Origin of the sequence: Promicromonospora panici, from assembly GCF_900608595.1 — a bacterium.
Taxonomy (GTDB): Bacteria; Actinomycetota; Actinomycetes; order Actinomycetales; family Cellulomonadaceae; genus Promicromonospora; species Promicromonospora panici.
This window is the reverse complement of the sequence record NZ_UWYY01000020.1, coordinates 1-19,860: the sequence shown is the minus strand read 5'-3', so window position 1 is coordinate 19,860 and position 19,860 is coordinate 1. Positions and strand designations below refer to the sequence as shown.

The window sequence follows — 19,860 nt, the reverse complement described above, 5'->3', positions numbered from 1 at the left end:
ACCGCGGCGGGGATAGCCTCGGTGCGTGACCCGCGAGGAACGCCGCCTGCGCCTGTTCGTCGACGACCAGATCGAGAACCGGTACCTCGAGGTGCCGTTCGAGCTGCCGGCCGGCGGCACACCGGCTTTGGAGGTGACCCTCGCCTACAACCAGGACGCCGCCGTCATCGACCTGGGCTGTCGTGACCCGGAGCGGTGGCGCGGCTGGTCGGGCGGCGCCCGCTCCCGCTTCGTGATCGCACCCGACGCGGCCACGCCCGGGTACGAGCCGGGTGAGCTCGTCGCCGGGCAGTGGGCGGTGGTGCTCGGCCTGCACGCGATGCCGGCCGAGCCGGTCGACGTCACCGTCACCGTCTCCACCGGGGTGGATGCCGGCGAGGTCGAGGACGAACCGCCGGCGCCGCCCCCGCCGTCGGGCATCGCGCCGGGCAGGACCCGGCTCGGGCGCGACCTGCCCGCACCCGACGGCCTGACCTGGTACGCAGGCGACCTGCACGCACACACCACGCACTCGGACGGGACGCTGAGCATCGCCCAGCTCACGGCCGCCGCGGCGGGCCGGGGCCTGGACTTCCTGGCCGTGACGGACCACAACACCGTCTCGCACCACCCGCACCTGCCCGCCGTCGGCGCCGCCTACGACCTGTGCCTTCTGCCCGGGCAGGAGGTGACCACCCACGCGGGCCACGCGAACGCGTTCGGCGACATCGGCTGGGTGGACTTCCGGCGCCCGGCGGCGCAGTGGCTGTCCGACGTCGAGGAGCGGGGCGGGCTGCTGTCCGTGAACCACCCGGTCCAGGACGACTGCGGCTGGCTGTATCCGGTGCGGACCGGCTACCTCGAGCTGTGGCACATCTCCTGGTTCCTGGACCTGACGGCCACGGGTCCCTGGGCCTACCTGCGGGCGCTCGCGGGCGCCGCGGGAGCGCCGGGCGCGACCGAACGCCCCGTGTTCCTCGGTGGCAGCGACTTCCACACGCCCGACCAGGGGTATCCGCCCGGCACGCCCACCACCTGGGTCGCGGCCGAGGACCGCACGCCCGAGGCGATCCTCGACGCCGTCCGACATGGACGGACCGCCATCAGCCGGTTCCCCGGGCCGGGCGAGCCGGTACTGGTGCGCGTGGGCGAGGACCTGGTAGCGATCGACGCGGACGGCACGGTCCTGGTGGACAGCACGGGCCTGGCGGGCGACCGCACGGCTGAGGAGTCGACGCGATCAGGCGGCACCGGTCGCCGACGGCGGATCCGCGGCGACCGGGTGACCCTCGTCGCCCCGCCCGAGCACGGCCCTTACCGGCTGGAGGCGCCCGACCGAACCCTGCTGGCCATCAGCGTGTGACCCTTGCCGGCGTACCTTGCGGCCATCTGGTGGTCGGCGTGTCGTGCTGGGCCTGGGCGGGGTACCGGACGCCACAGTCAGGGTCGGTTCGGGTCGGAGTGCACCACCATGAAGAGCGACCAGGCGGGCGCGGCAGGGTCGTCCGGGCGGGCGGCGAACTCTTCCAGCAGATCCTTGAGCCGGGTTTCTGTGCTTCCTGTTCTTCGTCCTCACGAAGGCATGACCGCCGCCCGTGGGCGCCGGCGTCGGCTCAGGAGCCGGCCTCCTGTGAGCCGGCCTCCTGCGGAGCGGCCGGCAGGCGGATGAAGCGCGAGACCGTCGTCCCGATCAGGAGCAGCGCGAACGGGTAGAGGGAGAGGTACACGCGGAACGCCTGCCCCGGATCGGGCCCGGGGTCGGCGCCGTTCCGGTAGCCGAACCACACGGCGAGGGATGCCAGCGCGCCGGCCGTCACCAGCGCGTTGAGCCGGCCCAGCACGCCGAACGCCGCCAGGAACAGGCCGCTGCGGTGGGTGCCGTGGCGGGCGGCGTCGGCGTCGAGCACGCGCGCGATGACGAGGTCGTTGGTCGCGAGCACGCCGGAGTACCCGACGGCCACCGCGAGCCCGGCGAAGATCCCCGTGATCAGGTCCGTCGCGAAGTACATCGGGATGAACCCGACGGCCGCCACCGGTAGCGCGAGCCGCCACGTCCAGGCGGCACCCTTGCGCCGCACGACGGCGGCCCACACGCTCAGCATCCCGATCGCGACGACGATCACGACGAGCTGCAGGATGCTGGCGTCCAGCGCCGTCCCGCCCAGCGTGTGGTGCACGTAGAGCTGCAGGCCGCCCAGGACCAGCGCCATCGCGGCGCCGTAGCAGGCGTTGACAACACCGACGGTCCAGAACTGCGGCGTCGACAGGATCTGCCCCACCGAGCGGAAGAACTGGGGCTTGGGTTCCGCGTCGAGGGCCGGGTCCTCCCGCACCCCGAACGCCGTCCACAGGATCACGGCCGCCGCCACGACCGCGAAGATCACCGCGAGGCGCCCGTAACCGACCGTCGAACCCTCGGTGCCCAGCACGTTGCGGGCCAGGACCGGCGTCAGCGCCAGCGCGATGACCAGGGCGATCAGCTGCGCGCCCTGCCGCACCGCGTTCGCCGTCGCCCGGCGCTTCTCGTGGGTGAACAGCTCGGGCAGCAGCGCGCCGTAGCTGGCGTTGATCAAGGAGTCGGCAATCTCGGTGGTGATCGCGAAGACCGCGAACCACACCGCCAGCCCCACCGCCGACTCCGCCACCGGGCCTGGCACGGAGAACAGGGCGATCGTCGTGCCGGCCAGCACCAGCGCACCGGTCACCAGGTACGGCCGACGCCGCCCCCACCGCGACCGCGTGCGGTCCGACAGGTGCCCGAACACGGGGTTGTCCACCGCGTCGAGCACCCCGTACACCGCGTACACCGTCGCGTAGACGACGGCGTCCAGGCCGAGCAGCTCCACGTACACGTAGAGCATTGAGCCCTTGACGAGGTTGATCGGCAGCGAGGTGCCGAACATCCCGATGCCGTAACGCAGCGGCGACGTTCCGGCCCGCGGCGGAAGTCCCTCGGGCGGCTCTCCTTCGGACGACCCTGCCCCTTCGGACGACCCTGCCAGGGGCCCGCTCTCCGGCCCGCCCGTTGCCGCTCGCTCGGCGTTCACGCTCGTGACCCTACTCACCAGCTGCTGACGAGGTCGATGCCCTGCCGCTCGATCTCCCGGATGAAAACCGGGTCGCCCAGCAGGCGCAGCTCCCACGTCCGCTTGCGCCACCACCCCGCCGACGCCTCCCGGAGCCGCGCCGTGTCCGGCGCCGGGTGCAGGAAGATCTCGCTCGCACCCTCGGGCAGTCGCTCGAGCAGGCGCAGGTAGTGGTCCCGCAGTGTCGCGTAGTCCCGGGCCTCGGCGTCGCCGCCCCGGCGGGTGGCGATCACCCGTGGCAGCCGCACGCCCGCGGCGTCCGCGGCTGCGACGGCGCTCGCATGCCGCGCCCGGACCGCGGGCGTGGCGAGCAGCGGGTCGTCGTCCCCGTACAGCTCCAGACCCCGCGGCAGGCGGAACGCCATGCCCCGTCGCGCGCACACCCCGAGTGCCTCCGGCAGGTAGGAGCGGCCGAGCAGCCCGTAGAGCGTGCCCTCGTGGGAGTCCATCCGGGCCGGCGCGGGCAGGCCGACGGCGGCAGCGGCCCGCGTCAGCGTGTCCGCCTGCGTGGTGATCCGTTCGACGACGTCGTCGAAGCCACCTTCGGGCTCAGGCGTCGGCAGCACGACGTGCACGCCCGGTGCGACGTCGGGCGCCGCCTGGGCGAGGAGCTTCACGGCCCGCGCCACGCCGGGATTCTCCGGGCCGTTGCCGGGTGCGCTCCCCAGCCCGTTCTCCGATCCGTTCTCCGGATCCGCGGCGATCACGCCAACCGCTGTCAGCGGCGAGCCGGCCAGCAGTGCGGCGATCTCGCGGTCGGCATCGGGATCGGTACCGGCGTCGTCCGCCGTCAGGACGAGGCTGCGCGTCATACGCCAAGTCTGGCCCAGCAGCCGGGTCAGGCGCTCCCGATCACGCTCGTCCCGAGTGCCTCGCCGACCTTGCCGAGCTGCACCTCGAGGTCCCACGGGGTGGTGACGTGCGGGATCGCCGCGGGGACGCACGCGGCCATCGCCGTGTGCAGCGTCAGGCTGGCGCCGAGCGTGTCCGCACGCCAGACGCCCGGGCCGACCACCTCGAACTCCCCCGGCCCGGTTCGGTGCAGGACGACCACGTACTCCTGGCCGTCCCGCAGGACGGCGGGCAGACCGTCACCGGGCGGCGACGCCGTGGAGCCCACCTGGGTGACGGCGATGCTGGCGTTCTTCGCGACCACGCCCAGCAGCACCTTGCGCAGCTGGAGCTCGGTGCGGGTGTAGGGCACACGGTCGACGACGTCGACGCCGGAGTCACCGGCCTGCACCAGGGCGACGACGTCGGCGTCGGCGACGAGCTGCTCGACCGTCCCGTACTCCTCCGGTGCGGTGAAGTTGGCGGCGCTGGTGTCGGTGGCACAGCCGCTCAGGAGCCCGAGCGCGGCGAGTGCGCCGACCAGAACCCCCGCTTGCCGTCGCATCGCCGGTCTCGTCCTCCTCGTGCGGGCCGCCAGGCACCTCGTTCGGTGCCCCTCCACAGAGAGGTGCCCCTCCACAGAGAGAGGGACCGGACGTTGCGCTTGGTGCACTCGTTCACGAACGCCACGTCGCGCGCTCGTCGTGCAACGAATATTCCTCCGTTGCACGAATGCGGGACAAGGCCGGCACTGGGCGAACCTCACCGGATCGAACGGTCAATTTGCCACCATGTGAAAACACGGGGGCTACCAAGAGAATCTGTGGGTTCAGGCGGCGTGGGCGCGGCCGATCGCGCGCACGAGGCCCGAGGTGGAGATCGAGCCCATGCGGTATCGCTCGACGGCGCGGACCAGCGCATCGCTGACGTCACGCGGCACCCGCGAGGAACGCGCGGCCGGGTACCAGATCTCTCGCTCGAAGACGCCGGTCCGCCGGGCAGGGCCCCGGTACAGCCGCCCGGCGAGGGGCGGGGGTCCGCCGACGGGATGCGCCGGGACGGGCGGTCCCTGGACGGGCGGTCCCGGCACCGGAGGCGGCGGGACGCGGAGCTGCCCGGCGGGTCCCGAAGCGGGTGTCGCGGCCGGCGTCGCAGGCTCCGCGGCGGACGCCGCCGGCAGAGCCGGCCGGTCGGCCAGGCGCGACGCGCGGTACCGGGCGCCGGGGTTCCAGCGCAGGGTGGGCAGGGCCGGCGCGGCGGGGCGGACGCCCGTGGTCTCCCGGCGCGGTGCGGGCGCGTCCGGCATCTCGGCGGTCTGCGTCGCCGAGCCTGTTGCCGGGGCTGCCGAAACGGACTCCGAGGCGGACTCCGAGGCCGAGTCTGAAACGGACTCTGCGACGGACGCCGAAGCGGGCTCGGGCTCAGAGACCGACGCCGCGACGTTTTCGGCGGGCGGCGCCGGAACGGGTGCCATGACAACCGCGGTGGCCGACGAGGCTGCCGCCTGCTCGGCGTGTGCCTTGCGCAGCGCCGCGACGATCCGGGCGACGCGGTCGGTGTCGGTGTTCAGGAGGTGCACGTCGGTGCTCTTCTCGCTGCCTGAGTGGCTGTCCGCGCCCGAATCTTCCGAGACCTGGCTCTCCGTACCGTCCGCCATGACGCGCTCCTCACCTCGACGCGGCCACGACAAGTGGCGACCGCTGTCCCATATGTTCCCTGCCAGGCCCTGGGGGTGCAAGCCCCGGGGCCTGGTGCGACCTGGTGCGGGCAGCGCGCGCGATCGGCCGGCCGGGTCAGTCGCCGCCGAGCATGTCCAGGAAGCTCGGGGTGCTGGAGAACGGGTCCGCCGGCTTGGTGTGCTCGCCCCGTTCGGACACGAGGCCGGCGAGGGTCCGGCCGGCCCGCTCGATGCGCTGCGGCAGGGAGCTGCCGCCGTCGTCGTGCTTCTCGCCGGCGGACTGTGCCCAGTCGTCGGTGGCGGCGAAGACCGACGTCGTGACGACGTCGGCCCGCAGGTAGGTGAACAGCGGGCGCATCGAGTACTCGAGCGCGAGCGAGTGCCTGGGGGTGCCGCCGGTCGCGCCGAGCAGCACCGGCATGCCCGTGAGCGCTTCCTTGTCGAGGATGTCGACGAACGACTTGAACAGCCCCGAGTAGGTGGTGGTGAACAGCGGCGTGACGGCGATGACGCCGTCCGCCTGTGTGATCGCCTCGATGTCCCGGGCCAGGTCGCCCGTGGGGAACCCGGTGAGCATGGCGTCGATGATCGCGTGGCCGTGGTCGCGCAGCTCCACCATCTCGACGGTCACCTCGTGGCCGAGGGCCTCGAGCTCACGCGTGGTGGCGTCGGCCAGGCGGTCGGCCAGCAGGCGTGTCGAGGAGGGCTGACCCAGCCCGGCGTGCACGACGGCGATGGTGCGCGGGGTCCGGTCTTCCGGCCCGCCGGCGCCCTCGGCGCCGAACGTCGGAACGGTGGTCACGAGAGGACCTCCTCGGCCCGCTTGCCGGTGTACTCGTCCCCGCCGTCGCCGACGTGCGTGGCGCCGGCCTCACCCTTGGCGCGGGCAGCGGCCACGCGCTCGGCGTGCGTCGGCGGGTTGGCCGGGACGTCCTGCGGTCGCTTGGCGTCAGCGATCTTGCGCAGCTCCGGCACGACGTCGGAGGCCAGCAGGTCGATCTGTTCCAGGACCGTCTTGAGCGGCAGGCCGGCGTGGTCGGTGAGGAACAGCTGGCGCTGGTAGTAGCCGACGTCGTCGATGAAGGACCCGTAGCGGTCGATGACCTGCTGCGGGGAGCCGACGGTCAGCGGCGTGTCGCGCGTGAAGTCCTCCATGCTGGGGCCGTGCCCGTAGACGGGCGCGTTGTCGAAGTACGGGCGGAACTCGTCCCAGGCGTCCTGGCTGTTCTTGCGGATGAAGGCCTGGCCGCCGAGGCCGACGATCGCCTGGTCGGCGCGGCCGTGGCCGTAGTGCTCGAACCGCTGGCGGTAGAACTGGATCATCTGCTTGGTGTGGCTCATGGGCCAGAAGATGTTGTTGTGCAGGAACCCGTCACCGTAGAAGGCGGCCTGCTCGGCGATCTCGGGGCTGCGGATCGAGCCGTGCCACACGAAGGGCGGGACGCCGTCCAGCGGGCGCGGCGTGGCGGTGAAGCCCTGCAGCGGGGTGCGGAACTTGCCCTCCCAGTCCACGACGTCCTCGGTCCAGAGCCGGCGCACGAGCGCGTAGTTCTCGATCGCGAGCGGGATGCCCTGGCGGATGTCCTGCCCGAACCAGGGGTAGACGGGTCCGGTGTTGCCGCGGCCCATCATGAGGTCCATCCGGCCGTCCGAGATGACCTGGAGCATCGCGTACTCCTCGGCGATCCGGACCGGGTCGTTGGTCGTGATCAGCGTGGTCGCGGTGGACAGCGTGATGTTCTCGGTGACGCCGGCCAGGTAGCCGAGCATCGTCGTCGGGCTGGAGGCCACGAACGGCGGGTTGTGGTGCTCGCCGGTCGCGAAGACGTCGAGGCCCGCCTCGTCGGCGTGCTTGGCGATGGTGAGCATCGCCCGGACACGCTCGGTGTCGTCCGGGGTGTGCCCGGTCGTCGGGTCCGTGGTCACGTCGCTGACGCTGAAGATCCCGAACTGCATGTTGTCGCGCTCCCGATGGTCGTGTTGCTCGATGGCCGTTCCGATGACCTTGCTGGTCGTGCGACGGCCGCTGGTTCATGCATCTGCATGCACATGGGCGTCAACCGGCTGCTAAGGTCGATTGTTCCCACGGCCTCCGCTCCCACCAGCCGTGACGTACGTGAGATCGCGCACATCAGCGCCCAGTTTGCCCGGAGTGCGCTTGCGAGCGCACATCCGACGCGTAGCCTGATCAGACGGCTGGAAAATAGACGGCTGGAACGGCTGGAACATCACAGAGGGTCCCTGCGTTGGCACTACGGACCTCTTTCCGCCACCTATCCCGACAACCCTCTGGAGGACATCGTGCCCGACCGGTCACTGCGCGGTATGAGCATCGGTAGTAAGAGCATGGAGTCCGACGAGGGCGTGGACTTCGCCCCTCGGTTCCAGGCCTACTACGACTGCCCCAACGGCCACACCATCATCCTGCCCTTCGCCACCGACGCGGACGTCCCCCCGATCTGGGAATGCCGCTGCGGCGAGGAGGCACTCCTGCGCGACGCCGAGAAGCCGGAGCCCAAGGCGACCAAGCCCCAGCGCACCCACTGGGACATGCTCCTGGAGCGCCGCACGGTCAAGGAGCTCGAGGACCTGCTCGACGAGCGCCTCGAGCTGCTGCGCGCCGGCAAGCTCCGCCGCTCCGCCTGACGGCAGGACGGCCAGCAGCGCAACGGCTGGCAGCAACAACGGAATAACCGCAGAACGACCGTCGGGTCCAGGCCACATGGCCTGGACCCGACGGTCGTCTCTACGCCTGCCCTTACCGAGCCTGCCCCCTACCGGGTCAGGGTCTCGGCGGCACCGTCGACCGCAGCCGCGGCCTCCGCACGAACCCTGCCCCGCCGGGCGCGGATCCCGCCCACGACACCGGCCACCACCAGCACGAACGCGAGACCGCCGACCACCCAGCCCGGCCAGTAGCCAGCCGCCACGGCCGGCGTGATCGAGGACCGCAACGGCAGGTTCGCCACGAACACGTCATCGGTGAACAGCCCCGTCCGCCGCACCACCGTCCCGTCCGGCGTGATCACGCCCGACACCCCGACCGTCGAGATCTGCACGGCGGCCCGCCCCGTCGTCATCGCCTGCATCCGCGACATCGCCAGCTGCTGCGTCGACTCCGCGGTGAACCCGAACGACGCGTTGTTCGTCGGGATCACCAGCACCTCAGCACCACTCAGCACCGCGTCCCGGATGATCTCGTCGTACGCCACCTCGAAACAGATGATGGTGCCCATCCGGTACCCGCCCTGCCCCAGGCGGCTCGGCACGTCCACGTACGGCGGGTTCACCCCCGCGATCATGTCCGTCGTCACCCGGTCCACCTGGTCCGACAGCAGCCGCAGGAACGACCGCATCGGGATGTACTCACCGAACGGCGCCGGATGCTGCTTCGCGTACCGCCCGATCACCCCGCTGCCCGCCTGCCACAGCAACGACACGTTGTACCGCCCACCCGACTCCGGGAACTCCTGCGCCCCCACCAGGATCGGCGCACCCACCGCCGTCGCGGCCGCGTCCAGGCCCCGCGCGACGTCCGGCGTCGTCTGCGGATCCAGGTCCGAACCGTTCTCCGGCCACAGCACCACGTCCAGCTCGCCCGCGAAGTCCTCGGCCAGCGTGTACGTACCCTCCAGGTGGTTGTTCAGCACCTCGGCCCGGTTCGCGAACGCCCCCAGACCCGGCTCCCCCACGTCGCCCTGGACCGCACCGGCCCACAGTGTGCCGTCCTCCGCCAGGTCGCTCCCGGCGTCGTACACCTCGTTGCCCTCCGGCGTCTCGACGGGCCCGGCGCTCGCGGAGGTGGGCAGCGGCAGCACCAGGGGCACGACGGCGACCGCGACGCCCAGCGCGAGGGCGCCCACGGCGCGGCCCCCGTCGCGCGGTGCGCGGCGTCGGACCGCTCGGACCAGGGCCGCGACGGCCAGGGCGAGCAGCACACCGGCGAAGGCGACCAGCAGGCTCACCGCGACGGTGCCGCCGAGCCAGGCGGCGCGCCCGGTCGGGGCGTCGACCATCGCCCAGGCCAGGCGTCCCCACGGGAACCCGCCGAACGGGACGTCGGCGCGCCACTGCTCGACGGCGACGTAGAGCACGGCGAACGCGGCGGCGAGCCGCCAGCCGCGCCGGCGCAGGAACGGCGCCCGGCGTGCCCAGGTCCACAGGACGCCGAACGCGCCCAGGAACAGCGCCTCCACGGCCGAGATCGCGATCCAGGGGGCGGCCTCCGTCGACTCGTGCGCCCACCACAGGTGGGGCAGGAAGAACGTCATGCCGAACAGGGACCCGATCAGCAGGTTCCACCAGGCGTTGTCGCGGCCGAGCGACCAGTACAGGACGGCGATCGCGACGAACGCGGCGGGCCACACACCGGCGTTGGGAAACGCGGTCCACAGGACGAGGCCACCGGCCACCGCCAGGAACAGGGACAGCAGCCGAGACGGCTCACGCAGACGCACAACCGCAGCCTACCGGCGCCAACGCCGTCCTCCTGGCTGTGAGCGTGACCGTTGCGCCTAAATCGGGCGGGTAGTCGCAACGGTCGCGCCCACAACCAAGGCCCACAACCAAGGGGCGCGCGGGTCAGAAGGTGTCGTGCAGGATGACGCCGTCGCGCAGTGTGTGCAGGCATTCCGGTTCGACGGCGTCCGGGGAGAGGTCCGGGAGCAGGGGCGTGCCCGCGCGGGCCTCCTCGCTCCAGGAGCTCAGGCGGCCGGGTGCGGCCTGCACGGCGAGCCGTTCGGCCCGCCAGACGGCGAGGTGGGCGGGCGCGCCGACCCGCAGCTGGCCGGCGCCGGTGTGGTCCAGCCCTGCCAGGCGCCAGCCACCGCGGGTGTGGGCGCGGAAGGCGGCGCCCGCGGAGATGCGCTGGTCGGGGTCCTCGTGGCCGGTCGCCGCGCGCACGCCCTGCCAGGGGTCGACGGGGGTGACGGGGGTGTCGGAGCCGAACGCGAGGGGCACGCCGGCCTGCGCGAGGTCGGCGAACGGCATCAGGGAGCCGGCGCGTGACGCGCCGAGGCGGGAGGCGTACACGCCCTTGCTGCCGCCGAACGCGGAGTCGAACGCGGGCTGCACGGACAGGCCCACGCCCTGCACCAGGAGCGCGGCGAGGGTGGCCGCGTCGACGAACAGCCCGTGCTCGATGCGGTGGTGCGCGGCGCGCACGGCGCTCTCGCCGGTGAGCTGGGCGGCGACCTGGAGCCCGAGCACCATCTCGTCCATGGCCCGGTCCCCGATGACGTGGAACGCGGCCTGCACGCCGGCGCCGTCGCCGCGGGCGTTCTGGACGGCGGCCAGGTGGTGGGCGATCTGCTCGGCGGTCAGGTACAGGTTGCCGGTCCACGGGGTGCCGTCGGGGTTGGTCAGGACGCCGGTGAAGGACCCGGAGGACGGGTCGACGGGCAGGTCGGAGTATGGGCTGCGCAGCGCGGCGGTGCGGGAGCCGATGGAGCCGTCGACGTTGAGGTCCCCGCCGATGCCGGTGAGGAAGGGCAGCTCGGCGAGCAGCGCGCGGGCGTCGTCGGCACTCCGGCACAGCTCGCCGCGGTAGGCGACCAGGTGGGGCAGGGCGGGGACGCCTGGGTCGGCCTGTGCCTCGGCGGTCACTGAGTGGGTGGTCATGGCGTGCAGCTCGGCCAGGCCGGCGCGGGTGTCGAGGTGCTCGCCGTTCATCTCGTGCACGGACACGATGCCGCGGGCGGCCCAGGCGGCGAGGGTCTCGCGGTAGAGGCGGGTGCGGCGTTCGGGCGACAGCGCGTGGGCGACGTCGCGCACGGTGTGGTGCAGGTCGGCGGTGACCAGGCCGGTGTCGGCGGGGGCGTCGGACCAGCCGGAACCGGACAGGCCCATGCCGGTCCAGGCGGGGTCGTGCTCGATGCCGGCGCGGGCGGCCATCGAGGTGGAGACCACCGCCGAGTGGACGTCGACCCGTGCCGCGTACACGGGGCGGCCGCCGCAGGCGTCGTCGAGCTGCGCGCGGGTGAAGGCGCGCTGCTCGGGCCAGGCCTGCTCGTCCCAGCCGAAGGCGAGCAGGACCTCGTCGCCGGAGGGGTCTGTGGCCGCGAGCCGGCGGGCGCCCTCGTGCAGGGCGGCCAGCGCGTCGGCGAGGGAGTGCACGCCGCCGGCCGGGGTGAGGTCGACGGAGTCGCTCGACAGGCCGGTCTCCAGCACGTGGGCGTGCGCGTCGACGAACCCGGGGGTCACGAGCGCGCCGTCCAGGTCGATCACCCGGTCGGCACGGGCGGCGAGACCGGCGGCGGTGTCGTCGGCGCCCAGCCAGGCCACGACACCGTCGTCGACGAGGATCGCCTCGGCGAAGGGGTCGGCTGCGGAGTGGATGACTCCGTTGCGGTACAGGATGGATCGGACGGGCTGGCTCACGGTCGGAACTGTATGCGATCTGCCGGGTCCGTGCCCTGGTCAGTGGCCGGTCGTTGGCTGGTCAGCGGGCGAATGACGGCACGATCGTCCGGCTGTCACCCGCTGACCACGGCTCACAGGCTCGAGTAGGCGACGACCCCGCGCAGGACGGCGTCCTGCGCCTTGCGGGCCGTCGTGCGCAGCTTGTCGGACGGCGCCGCGCCGCCGAGCTGGTCGAGCACGTCCACGACCTGCTTGCACCAGCGCACGAAGTCGCCGGCGGCGAGGTCGGAGCCGCGCAGCACGCTGTCCAGGCCCTTGCCGGACGCCCACCGGTGCATCGCGCCGACCAGGCCCAGGTCGAGCGGACCGGTGGCCTCGATGCCGTGCGCCTCCTCGAGGTCGTCGACCTCGGACCAGACGCGCTGGGTGTCGTCCAGGACGCCCGCGAGGCGCCCGGTCGGCCCGCCGGGGATGTAGGGGTCGGGGGCGTCGTCGCGTCGCCCCTGGTACACGACGGTGGAGACGACGGCGGCGAGTCCCGCGGGGTCGAGCCCGTCCCAGACGCCGCGCCGCAGGCACTCGGCCAGGAGCAGGTCGTTCTCGGCGTACAGGCGGCGCAGCCAGCGGCCGTCGTCGGTGACCCGGATCCGGCCGGCGCTGCCCCGGCCGCCGCCGTCGTGCTGGTCAGTGGTCCCGGTGTGCTGCAGGTAGCCGAGGGTGAGCAGGACGTCCAGGGTGCGGTCGAAGGTGCGGGCGATGGAGCCGGTGCGGCCCTCGACGCGGCGCACGAGCTGGTCGTGCTCGCGCTTGAGCTTGTTCCAGCGTTCGGCCCAGCGGGCGTGGTCGTCGCGTTCGGGGCAGGCGTGGGACGGGTGTGCCTTGAGGGCCTTGCGCAGGCGCGCGAGCTCGGGGTCGGTGGCGGGGTCGGTGCGGCGGCCGAGGGCCTTGCCGCCGCGCGCGGCCCGGCTGGCTGGGCTGCTGGCGGGGCTGCTGGTCGAGTGGGCGGAGGGCACGTCGTCGGCCATGGCGCCCAGGGCGTTGCGCATGGAGGAGACGAGGTCGCGGCGGGCGTCGGGCTTGCGGGGGTTGAACGCCTTGGGGATCTTGACGGTGGTGACGGTCTCGAGGCCGTCGGGCGCGTCGGCCAGGGTCAGCTTCTTGACCTGGCGTTCCTGGGTGAGCACGGTGGGGCGGGGGCCGTCGAACCCGCCGGGCTCGCCGGGGTCGAGCACGAGGACGTAGCCGCGTCGCCGCCCGGAGGGCACCTCGACGACGTCGCCGCGGCGCAGCTGTTCCAGGGAGGCGACGACCTCGGCGCGGCGGGCACCGGAGGCCGCGCGGGACAGCTCCTTCTCGCGGTCCTTGATGGCGCGGCGCAGGTCCATGTACTCGCCGAAGTCGCCTTCGGTGCAGGTCATGGCCTTGGCGTACCCGTCGAGCGCTTCGGCGTGCGCCTGGGCCTGCTTGGCCAGGCCGACGACGCCGCGGTCGGCCTGGAACTGCGCGAACGACGTCTCCAGGACCTCGCGGGCGCGGTCGCGGCCGACCTGGGCCACGAGGTTGACGGCCATGTTGTAGGTGGGCCGGAAGCTGGACTTGAGCGGGTACAGGCGCTTGGACGCGAGGCCGGCCAGGGCCACGGGGTCCAGGGCGGGGTGGTCGACGACGACGGCGTGGCCCTCGATGTCGATGCCGCGGCGTCCGGCGCGGCCGGTGAGCTGGGTGAACTCGCCGGGGGTGACGGAGACGTGGCTGGTGCCGTCCCACTTGACGAGCTTGTCCAGGACGACGGAGCGGGCGGGCATGTTGATGCCGAGCGCGAGGGTCTCGGTGGCGAACACGATCTTGACCAGGCCGCGCGAGAACAGGTCCTCGACGGTCTCCTTGAAGACGGGCAGCATGCCGGCGTGGTGGGCGGCGATGCCGCGTGCGAGGGCCTGCGACCAGGACCAGTAGCCGAGGACGTCGAGGTCCTCGGGCGGGATGGCGGCGGTGCGTTCCTCGACGACGGAGCGGATGGTCGCCTCCTCCTGCGGGCTGGTCAGCCGCAGGCCGGCCTTGAGGCACTGGTCGACGGCGGCCTCGCAGCCGGCGCGGGAGAACACGAAGTAGATGGCGGGCAGCAGCCCGTCGGCGTTGAGCGCGTCGATGACGATGAACCGCGGCGGGGTGCGCCGGTTCGGGCCGATGCCGCCGCCGTTGTCGCTGCTCCGGTCGCCGTTCCTGCGGCCGCCCGGCCCGCGGTAGCCGCGGTCGCCTCTGCCCCGGCCGCGGCCGCGCCCGCCGTGGTCGCCGGGACGGTTGCCGCCGCGCCCGGACCGGAACGCCGCGGACAGGTCGGGGTTGATGGGCGGGCTGGTGCCGGGGTCGGTCGGGTCGACGTGCCCGGCGTACAGGTCCAGGAGGCGCGGCTTGCCACGCGGTTCCGGCGACGACATGAGGACGTGCTGCCACAGGGGCACGGGGCGCCGCTCGGAGACGACGACGGCGGTGTCGCCGCGCACCATCTCCAGCCAGTCGCCGAACTCCTCGGCGTTGGACACGGTCGCGCTCAGGGAGACGAGCTGCACGTCGTCGGAGAGGTGGATGATGACCTCTTCCCAGACAGGGCCGCGGAACCGGTCGGCGAGGTAGTGCACCTCGTCCATGACGACGTAGGCCAGGCCGTCCAGGGTCGAGGACCCGGCGTACAGCATGTTGCGCAGCACCTCGGTGGTCATGACCACCACGGGCGCGTCGCCGTTGATCGTGGTGTCACCGGTGAGCAGTCCGACGTTGTCGATGCCGTGGCGGCGCACGAGGTCGGTGTACTTCTGGTTGGACAGGGCCTTGATGGGGGTCGTGTAGAAGGCCTTGCGTCCGCCGGCGAGGGCCAGGTGCACGGCGAACTCGCCGACGACGGTCTTTCCCGCCCCCGTGGGGGCCGCGACCAGCACACCGCGGCCCTGTTCGAGAGCCTCGCAGGCCTGCACCTGGAAGTCGTCGAGCTCGAACCCGATGACCTCCCGGAAGCTGGTCAGCTCGGGGTGCTCGGCCGCTGAACGGCTCTGGGACCGGAAGGCCGTGTACCGCTCGGCAGGGCTCAGGTCGCTCATGGGGACAGCCTACGGTCACTGTCCGACACACCTGTGCGTGACAGACCGGTGCCCGGTCCGCGTTCGTCGCAGGACCGGGCACTCAGGGCTCGAGAACGGCTGGCTGTCAGACCTCAGCGGCCGCCAGTCGCCTCTCGACCCGCCGGTCGTGCAGCACCGACACCCCGACCGCGCCGAAGTACAGCACGCAGATGGGCAGTGCCACGAGGATCATCGTCAGGGCGTCCGGCGTCGGCGTGATGATCGCGGCGAACGTGAACGCGACGAGGATGGCCCACCGCCAGCCGCCCAGCAGCGCCTTGCCCGACATCAGGCCGGCGAAGTTCAGGCCCACCAGCAGCACCGGGGACAGGAACGCGAGCCCGAACGCGATGAGCAGCCGCATCACCAGGGACAGGTACTCCTGGGCGTTGGTGAACGCGGTGGCGTCGTCCGGCAAGAACCCCGACAGGATCTGGATCGCGTGCGGGAACACGAGCCACGCCATGTAGGCGCCACCGAGGAACAGCGGGAACGCCGCGCCGACGAACCCGTACGCGTACTTCTTCTCGTTCGAGTTCAGGCCCGGCGTGATGAACGCCCACACCTGGTACAGCCACCACGGGCAGGTGATGAACACGGCCAGGAACAGGGACGACTTGATCTTCAGGTCCAGTGCCGCCATCGGCCCGGCGAAGTTCAGGGTCATCTCGTTGCCCCGCATCTCCTCCGCCACCACGAGCGGACGCTGGAGCAGGACCAGCAACGGGTCGTACAGCAGCCATCCCGCGATGGCGCCGACCACCAGGCCGAGCGCTATGAGGACGAATCGCTTGCGCAGCTCGAGCAGATGCTCGAGGAGAGGCATACGGCCGTCGGACGGCCGCCTCGTTCGTGCCACCGGTCAGGCCTTGGGGATGTCGCGGTCCCTGTTGTCGATCAAGCCCGGTACCGAGTCGGTACCAGAGCTCGCGCCCGGTCCCGTCGTGGAGCTGGGGCTCGAGGTGGTCGTCCCGCCGGGCGCGTCAGCAGCGTTGCTGTTCGCGTTCCCGGAACCGTCCTCACGCAGGTCCTTGACCTCCTTCTTGAAGATCTTCATCGACTGGCCCACGCTCTTGGCCAGCCCCGGCAGACGGGAGGACCCGAAGAGCAGCAGGACGACGACGAGCAGGACGATCCAGTGCCACGGCTGCATTGCGCCCATGGTGACTCCTTACGGTGCGGTGCTGTTACGCGGTGCGGTGCGGATATGACCGATCCTACGCGGATCCAAGGGGCACAAAGGTAGCCCTCCGGTGGACGGAAGGTAGCGGCAACCCACCAGAACAGCGCGGAACGGCCCAGAACGGCCCAGAATCGCGGCCCGGATCAGTCGTTGAAGTGCTTCCACTTCTGCCACGTCACCACGTGCCGCGCCCGCCGCGCCTCCTTGCGCCCCGCACGGGCCGCCCGCTGCGCGTTGACGCGCTGGTAGTGAATCGTCACGTCGTCGAACAGGCTCGGCCCGGCGTGCTGCGTGCTCGCCACCTCACGCGCCCGGTCGGACAGCTCCTGCAGCCGGTCGCTCGACTCGCCGATCCGGGCCGACGCCCGGCCGAGCTCCTCCAGCAGGCCCTTTGCGGACCGCCAGAGGTAGCGGGCCAGAAAGAACGCTCCGACGAGGCTGCCGACGATCAGCAGGGTCCACACCCAGAACCACATGGTCGCCAAGCCTAGTGGTGATTCGCGGATGTGGCTCCGTCTCGGGGCACCGAGCTTGCGCCGTAGACGTCCAGCGCCTCCCGGGCGGCGCCCGCGACGTCGTCGGCCAGCGGCCTCGGCGCGACCGACCGCACGTACGGCGCGAGCTGGATCAGCGTGCTGCGCAACCAGCCCGGGTTGGTGACCCGCAGCGTCACCTCGAAGTCGCCGTCGGGCAGGTTGCGCACCGACTCGACCGGGACCTCCTCCGCGAACCACCGAGCCCTCGGCGCGAACCGGATCGTCGCCAGCGGCGACGACCCGCCCGCGAACAGGGCCGCGAAATCTATCTCGGCCGACGGCTCCCCCACCCCCGGGTGCTCCTGCACCGGGACGTCCGTCTCGACCGCCTCCAGGATGCGGTCCACCCGGAACGTGCGCGGCGCCGCGGCCCGGTAGCACCAGGCCGCGAGGTAGGCGTACTCGTCCTGCGTGTGCAGCCGTACGGGGTCCACCTCCCGTTCGCTGACGACGTCGGAGGAGGTCACGTACCGGATCCGCAACCGGCGGTGCGCCACCAGCGCCGACGAGATCGCCGCCACGACCTGCCGGTCCCCGCCCGGCGCGAGCCGCACGTCCACGGCGCTCGCGGCCTCGCCGGTGGCGTCGGTGAGCTTGCCGAGGGCGGACTCGACCACGGCGGACCGTGCGGGGTCGGCCTGGACGGCGCCGGTCGCCTTCATGGCGCGCAGGGCCGCGACCAGGGCGACGGCTTCGCGGGTGCCGAGCCGCAGGGGGCGGGTCATGCCGCGTGCCTCGGTGAGGTGCACGACGCCGCGGTCGATTGATGCGGCATCGAAGTCGATGAGGTCGTCGGGCCAGTAGCCGGGGGTGCCGGAGACCCAGAGGGCGTCGACGTCCTTCTGGATCTGCGCGGGTGTGGTCCCGAACCGCTTGGCGAGGTCGGCCACGGGTACGGGGCCGGCGCCGTCGAGGTAGGCGACGATGCCGAGCAGGCGCAGGAGCCGGTCGTCGGCGCGTTCAGCCACGGGTTGCCTCCGCCTGTGTGCCCGCGGTGGAACCGGTCTCCGGCCCGGAGCCCAGGGCGGCCGCGGCTGTGAGGCGGCGCAGCGTCTCCTCCCGGACCGCCTGGGGTTCGAGCACGACGAGGGCTGCCCCGTATCCGGCGGCCTCGGCCGCCATGCCGGACAGGGACCGGTACGGCACCTCGAGGATGTCCCACCCGGCGCGCGCACCTGCACGGTCGTCCGCACGGTCGTCCGCGCCGCCGTCCGCGCCGCCGGCGGGGCGGGGCAGGCGTCCGTTGTAGGCCTCGCGTTCGCCGTCGGGCACGGGTTTGGCGCGGGCGCGCAGGGCTCCGGCGCGTTCGGGGCGGACGGCGACCACGGCCTGCCGGACCTCTCCGTGCGCCTTGCCGAGCATGACGTCGGTCTCGAAGTCGGGGATCTCGTAGGCGTCCGTCGGGCCGGTGATGCGGACGCGGGACTCGATGCGTGACATGCGGAACACGCGGGGTGCCTGCCGGTCGCGGTCGAAGCACATGAGGTACCAGCCGCCGTCGCGAGCCGCGATGCGCCATGGTTCGACATGCCGGGTCAGCACCGCCCCGTTGTACGCGGCGCGGTAGCTGAACGTGACGGCCCGGCGGGCCTCGATCGCTTCCATGAGGGGCCCGTAGGCGTCGCCGACGGCGCGTACGGACGGCGCGAGCCCGGCCAGGGCGTCGGCGGACGGGTCGCCCGCTCCGGCGGCCCGCAGCTTGACCATCGCGCGGTTGATGTCGGTCTGCAGCGTCTTGTCCTGCCAGAACTGCGCGGCCAGGGACAGCACGCCGAGCTCGGCGGGGGTGAGGTCGATCGGCGGCAGAGCGTAGGCGTCCTGGTCGATCCGGTACCCGAGCTCGTCGGTGTGCCCACCGGTCCCGACCGTCACGACGGGGATGCCCAGGGCGCGCAGCATGTCCTTGTCCCGCTCGAACATCCGCTCGAACGCCTCGTCGCTGGGCGCGTCCGAGTACCCCGCCACGGCGGTGCGGACCTGTTGCTTGGTCATCGCCGCGTTCGTGTTCACGAGCGCGATGACAAGGTTCAGGAGCCGTTCGGCGGGGTTCAGTGCGGGCGCCGCGGGCGAGGGCATCGGTGAGGACATGGATGGAGACGTGGTGGAGGACTGACTGGGGGACGGGTCGGTGGGCATCAGGACAACGGTATCGGCCGGTAGCCTCCACCGTGTGATGACGTGGCGGATCGGGACCGTGATTTCCACAGGCAGGTCGACGGGCAAGGCCTGGCGGGGAGCCCTCGAGCTGGAGGTGGCCCTGGACCGGCCGCTGCCCGGCCGCGGCGGCGCCGAGCTCGAGGGCGTGGCGGGCGGTGTGATCGACGGCGCGCACGTGACCGTACGCGCCCTGGCGTACACGGACCTGGTCGGTGAGCCCGTCCCGGGTGACGCCCTGCTGCTCAACGTGTCCGCGCTCGCGCGAGGGCTGGGCACCGGCGGGTACGCGCTCGTGGTCGGGCCCGCGGCCCAAGGCACGCGGCTGCCGCCGGACCCCGCGCCCGGCCCCGGCCACCTCGTCAAAGCGCGGTACACGCCCCTGCAGACCATGGTGCTCGGCGTCGACGAGCAGGAGTCGCCGCACCACGCCACCCTGGCCGACGCCGACAGCCTCGACGGCATGCCCGTCGTCGTCGCGGACCTGCACTCCGCGCTGCCCGCCGTGGTCGCGGGACTGCGGCACGCCGCCGCCCGGACCGCCGCCCGGACGGGAACCGGGACCGGCGCCGACGGCCTGAAGATCGCCTACGTCATGACCGACGGCGGTGCGCTGCCCGCCGCGTTCTCCCGCACGATCGCCGCCCTGCGCGACGCCGACTGGCTGCACACCTGCGTCACCGTCGGCCAGGCCTTCGGCGGCGACCTGGAGGCCGTCACCGTGCACACCGGGCTGCTCGCGGCCCGACACGTCGCCGGGTGCGACGTCGCGATCGTCGCCCAGGGCCCCGGCAACCTCGGCACCGGCACCCGCTGGGGCTACTCCGGCGTCGCCGCCGGCGAAGCGGTCAACGCCGCCGCCACCCTGCGCGGCCGCCCCGTCGCGTCCCTGCGCGTGTCCGGGGCCGACCCCCGCGACCGCCACCTCGGCGTCTCC

General features: G+C 72.6%; 17 protein-coding genes. 3 read left to right on the top strand and 14 right to left on the bottom strand.

Going from position 1 to position 19,860, the window contains the following annotated elements; translation table 11 throughout:
- Window positions 1-25: 25 nt before the first annotated feature.
- Window positions 26-1,342, top strand: a complete 1,317-nt coding sequence (locus tag EW117_RS21985) for a CehA/McbA family metallohydrolase (protein ID WP_207211992.1) — start codon at window positions 26-28, stop codon at window positions 1,340-1,342.
- 250 nt (window positions 1,343-1,592) lie between these two features.
- Here the strand turns inward: EW117_RS21985 and EW117_RS21975 are convergent, their stop codons facing one another.
- The 6 genes from EW117_RS21975 to EW117_RS21950 all read right to left on the bottom strand — a co-directional run bounded on the left by EW117_RS21975 (window position 1,593) and on the right by EW117_RS21950 (window position 7,530).
- The gene (locus tag EW117_RS21975) at window positions 1,593-3,026 is read right to left on the bottom strand and encodes an MFS transporter (RefSeq protein ID WP_242504442.1); all 1,434 of its coding nucleotides are present in this window, start codon (window positions 3,024-3,026) and stop codon (window positions 1,593-1,595) included.
- Window positions 3,027-3,040: 14 nt separating this feature from the next.
- On the bottom strand, window positions 3,041-3,877 hold the full coding sequence (locus EW117_RS21970; RefSeq protein WP_129788839.1) for a ChbG/HpnK family deacetylase: 837 nt from the start codon (window positions 3,875-3,877) through the stop codon (window positions 3,041-3,043).
- Between the two features lie 26 nt (window positions 3,878-3,903).
- On the bottom strand, window positions 3,904-4,461 hold the full coding sequence (locus EW117_RS21965) for a hypothetical protein (protein ID WP_129788838.1): 558 nt from the start codon (window positions 4,459-4,461) through the stop codon (window positions 3,904-3,906).
- Window positions 4,462-4,725: 264 nt separating this feature from the next.
- Window positions 4,726-5,553, bottom strand: coding sequence for a hypothetical protein (locus EW117_RS21960; protein WP_129788837.1), 828 nt, complete (start codon window positions 5,551-5,553; stop codon window positions 4,726-4,728).
- A gap of 136 nt (window positions 5,554-5,689) precedes the next feature.
- Window positions 5,690-6,376, bottom strand: coding sequence for an FMN reductase (locus tag EW117_RS21955; RefSeq protein WP_129788836.1), 687 nt, complete (start codon window positions 6,374-6,376; stop codon window positions 5,690-5,692).
- Complete coding sequence (locus EW117_RS21950) at window positions 6,373-7,530, bottom strand: LLM class flavin-dependent oxidoreductase (RefSeq protein WP_129788835.1); 1,158 nt, start codon at window positions 7,528-7,530, stop codon at window positions 6,373-6,375. Before EW117_RS21950 ends, EW117_RS21955 begins: the two co-directional genes overlap by 4 nt.
- A gap of 345 nt (window positions 7,531-7,875) precedes the next feature.
- On the opposite strand from EW117_RS21950, the gene EW117_RS21945 reads away from it, so the two are divergent.
- A complete protein-coding gene (locus tag EW117_RS21945; protein WP_026365682.1) occupies window positions 7,876-8,220 on the top strand; it encodes an RNA polymerase-binding protein RbpA in 345 nt (114 codons plus the stop codon).
- 128 nt (window positions 8,221-8,348) lie between these two features.
- Here the strand turns inward: EW117_RS21945 and lnt are convergent, their stop codons facing one another.
- The 8 genes from lnt to EW117_RS21905 all read right to left on the bottom strand — a co-directional run bounded on the left by lnt (window position 8,349) and on the right by EW117_RS21905 (window position 18,857).
- The gene (lnt, locus tag EW117_RS21940) at window positions 8,349-10,031 is read right to left on the bottom strand and encodes an apolipoprotein N-acyltransferase (protein WP_129788834.1); all 1,683 of its coding nucleotides are present in this window, start codon (window positions 10,029-10,031) and stop codon (window positions 8,349-8,351) included.
- A 124-nt stretch (window positions 10,032-10,155) separates the two neighbouring features.
- Complete coding sequence (locus EW117_RS21935; protein ID WP_242504441.1) at window positions 10,156-11,952, bottom strand: amidohydrolase; 1,797 nt, start codon at window positions 11,950-11,952, stop codon at window positions 10,156-10,158.
- Between the two features lie 113 nt (window positions 11,953-12,065).
- Window positions 12,066-15,029 (bottom strand): DEAD/DEAH box helicase, encoded by a 2,964-nt coding sequence (locus EW117_RS21930; protein WP_129788833.1) that lies wholly within the window; start codon window positions 15,027-15,029, stop codon window positions 12,066-12,068.
- 106 nt (window positions 15,030-15,135) lie between these two features.
- A complete protein-coding gene (gene tatC, locus EW117_RS21925) occupies window positions 15,136-15,876 on the bottom strand; it encodes a twin-arginine translocase subunit TatC (protein ID WP_129788832.1) in 741 nt (246 codons plus the stop codon).
- 36 nt (window positions 15,877-15,912) lie between these two features.
- Window positions 15,913-16,212 carry a Sec-independent protein translocase subunit TatA gene (tatA, locus tag EW117_RS21920; protein ID WP_129788831.1) on the bottom strand — a complete coding sequence of 100 codons (300 nt, stop codon included), beginning with the start codon at window positions 16,210-16,212 and terminating at the stop codon, window positions 15,913-15,915.
- Between the two features lie 164 nt (window positions 16,213-16,376).
- Window positions 16,377-16,709 (bottom strand): hypothetical protein, encoded by a 333-nt coding sequence (locus EW117_RS21915; RefSeq protein WP_129788830.1) that lies wholly within the window; start codon window positions 16,707-16,709, stop codon window positions 16,377-16,379.
- 11 nt (window positions 16,710-16,720) lie between these two features.
- Window positions 16,721-17,737, bottom strand: a complete 1,017-nt coding sequence (locus EW117_RS21910) for a helix-turn-helix transcriptional regulator (RefSeq protein WP_129788829.1) — start codon at window positions 17,735-17,737, stop codon at window positions 16,721-16,723.
- Window positions 17,730-18,857: a helix-turn-helix transcriptional regulator gene (locus EW117_RS21905; RefSeq protein ID WP_129788828.1), complete on the bottom strand. Its 1,128-nt coding sequence runs from the start codon at window positions 18,855-18,857 to the stop codon at window positions 17,730-17,732. Before EW117_RS21905 ends, EW117_RS21910 begins: the two co-directional genes overlap by 8 nt.
- 82 nt (window positions 18,858-18,939) lie before the next feature.
- Here EW117_RS21905 and EW117_RS21900 point away from each other — a divergent pair.
- A partial coding sequence (locus EW117_RS21900; protein ID WP_129788827.1) for a DUF3866 family protein occupies window positions 18,940-19,860 on the top strand: 921 nt, incomplete at its 3' end.